This is a genomic window from Dietzia sp. DQ11-71, from assembly GCF_014144995.1.
Lineage (GTDB): Bacteria > Actinomycetota > Actinomycetes > Mycobacteriales > Mycobacteriaceae > Dietzia > Dietzia kunjamensis.
This window is the reverse complement of record NZ_JAALDT010000456.1, coordinates 1-2,793: the sequence shown is the minus strand read 5'-3', so window position 1 is coordinate 2,793 and position 2,793 is coordinate 1. Positions and strand designations below refer to the sequence as shown.

Genomic DNA, 2,793 nt, shown 5'->3' with positions numbered 1-2,793 from the left:
CACGAGATCCCGCACCGCGGCGTCGCCCTTGTTCTGACGCAGGTCGCACGGATCCGTCCCCGGCGGGGCCACCGCCACGAACGTCCGGCCGGAGAACTGCTGATCCCCCGAGAACGCCCGGAGCGCGGCCTTCTTGCCCGCCTCGTCGCCGTCGAAGGTGTAGATGATCTCGCCGCGGAAGTAGTTGTCGTCCAACATCAGGCGCCGCAGCGTGGACAGGTGGTCCTCGCCGAACGCGGTGCCACACGCGGCCACCGCCGTCGTGACGCCGGCCGCGTGCATGGCCATGACGTCGGTGTAGCCCTCGACCACGACCGCGCGACGCTGCGAGGCGATCTCCCGCTTGGACAGGTCCAGACCGAACAACACCTGGGACTTCTTGTAGAGCATCGTCTCGGGCGTGTTCATGTACTTGCCCAGCGTGTCGTCCTCGAACAGCTTGCGCGCGCCGAACCCGATCACCTCGCCGCCGAGATTGCGGATGGGCCACAGCAACCGGCGGTGGAAACGGTCGATGAGGGTGCCGCGCGAGCTCGTCTTGGACAGCCCGGCCGCCTCCAGCTCCTTGGGCTCGAACCCCTGGCGCATGAGGTGCTTGCTCATGGTGTCCCAGCCGGCGGGCGCGTACCCACAGCCGAAGTGCTGGGCCTGGGCCATGTCGAACCCGCGGTCGGTGAGGAAGGTGCGCGCCGTCTCCGCCTCGGGATCCTGCGCCAGTCGCTCGGCGTAGAACTTCTGCGCGGCCGCGTTGGCCTGTGCCAGCCGGGACCGCGTGCCGCGATCGCGCTGGATGACCTGACCGCCACCCTCGTAGGAGATGCGGTAGCCCAGCCGGTCGGCCAGCTGCTCCACCGCCTCGACGAAGCTGATGTGCTCCATCTTCATGAGGAACGCGAAGACGTCGCCGCCCTCACCCGTGGAGAAACAGTGGAAGTAGCCGTGCTGCGGACGCACGTGGAACGAGGGGGTCTTCTCGTCCTTGAACGGGGACAGCCCCTTGAGCGAGTCCGCGCCACCTGGTTTGAGCGCGACGTACTCGCCGACGATCTCCTCGATACGGGTGCGTTCGCGGATCGCGGCGATGTCCTGCTCCGGAATCCGCCCTGCCATGACGCCCAGAGTAGCCGCCTCCGGCGAGGACCGGCGTGCCCCCTGTTCGGGGCCGATACGCTGGGGCCATGATCGCCGCCCAACTCCCGCCCGCCGCCGCCCGGCGACCCCGTTCCCGGTTCAGCCAGGCCCCGGTGACAGCGCTCGCGACGGTGGTCGCGTTCCTGGCCTGCGCGCTGGTGTGGGCCGCCCCCGGCGCCTCGGCCGAGCCCCCGTCGAACCTGCAGCAGCAGCTCACCGACTCCGCGGGGGTCCTCGGCGGTGACACCAGCGAGGTGGAGAGCCGACTGGCCGAACTGCGCTCGTCCGACCAGATTCAGCTGTGGGTGACGTTCGTCGACACCCTCGACGGCATCCCGGTCGAGCAGTGGACGCAGCAGACCCGGGAACTGTCCGACCTGGGCGCGTCCGACGCGCTGCTCGTGGTGGCCGTGGACGAGGGCAGGTACTGGTTCGAGTTCAACGACCCCGAGGCCTCGCCCACTGCCGATCAGCTGACCGCGCAAGAGATCGCCGACCGCGACATCGAACCGCGCCTTGCCACCGGCGACTGGGCCGGCGCCGTCACCGGCGCGGCCGACGGGCTCGAACGCCAGGGATCCGGCTCGGAGATCTCGCCGTTCGCCATCCTGGCCATCATCGTGGTGATCATCGCCCTCGTCGCGGCCGTGGTCCTGTTCGCCCGCCGGCGCCGCGCCACGCGGACGGCAAGGCAGGCCGAGGACGCCCGCGACATCCCCGGCGACGACACCGCCCGGATGTCCGCCCTCCCGGTGGAGGTCCTCGACGCGCGCGCCCGCTCCGGGTTGGCCGATGCCGACCAGTCGGTGGACGCCTCCACGGACGCCCTCGAGACCGCCGCAGGCGAGTTCGGCGAGCTGCGCACCCGGCCGTTCCTCTCCGCGCTCGACTCGGCACGGGCCGAGGTCGCCGCCGCGCACGCACTGGTCCAGCGGCTCGATGACGACATCCCCGAGACGCCCGACCAGCGCAAGGCCATGCTGCTCGAGGTGGCCGCCCGCGCCGAACGCGCCGAACGCGGCCTCGAGGGACAGGCCACGGCCTTCGCTGAGATGCGCGACCTGCTCATCAACGGCGCGGCCTCCGTCGACACGCTCACCCGCCGCGCGGTCTCCCTGCGCGCCCGGCTCCCCGAGGCCGAGAAGACCATGGCGGACCTGCGCGAGCGGTTCCCGTCGGCCGTGCTCTCCTCCATCTCCGACAACCTCTCGCTGGCCGGGGAGCTGCTCGACGCCGCGGAGGGCGAGACCGTACGCGCCCGCGCGGCACTGGCCCGGCCGGTGGGCGAACAGGGCGAGGCCGTGGACGCCATCACCTCCGCCGAAGGCGAGCTGTCCCGGGCCGAGAAGCTGGTCAACGGCGTCGAACACGCCGCCGACGACATCGCGACCGCGCGCCGCGACCTCGACCCGCTGATCGAGGAGGTCGAGGAGGAACTGACCATGGCCTCGCGGCTGCTGGCGTCGACCGACGTCAGTGACACCTCCAGCCAGACCCTCACGCAGGTGGCCGCCGCCGCGCGCGAGGCCGTCGACGCGGCCCGCCGCGACGGTGAGACCGATCCGCTGGGGACGTTCTCCCACCTCATCGACGTGGACCGCGACCTCGACGAGGCCCTGGCCGCCGCCGGGCACGAGGCCGAGGCCGCCAACCGCGCCCGGG

2 protein-coding genes are annotated in these 2,793 nt (G+C 71.6%); one reads left to right on the top strand and one right to left on the bottom strand.

From position 1 onward, the window contains the following. On the bottom strand, window positions 1-1,110 hold a 1,110-nt coding region (gene dnaG / locus G6023_RS14435), incomplete at its 3' end, for a DNA primase (RefSeq protein ID WP_182636158.1). Window positions 1,111-1,178: 68 nt separating this feature from the next. Here dnaG and G6023_RS14430 point away from each other — a divergent pair. Next, on the top strand, window positions 1,179-2,793 hold a 1,615-nt coding region (locus G6023_RS14430), incomplete at its 3' end, for a TPM domain-containing protein (RefSeq protein WP_182636155.1).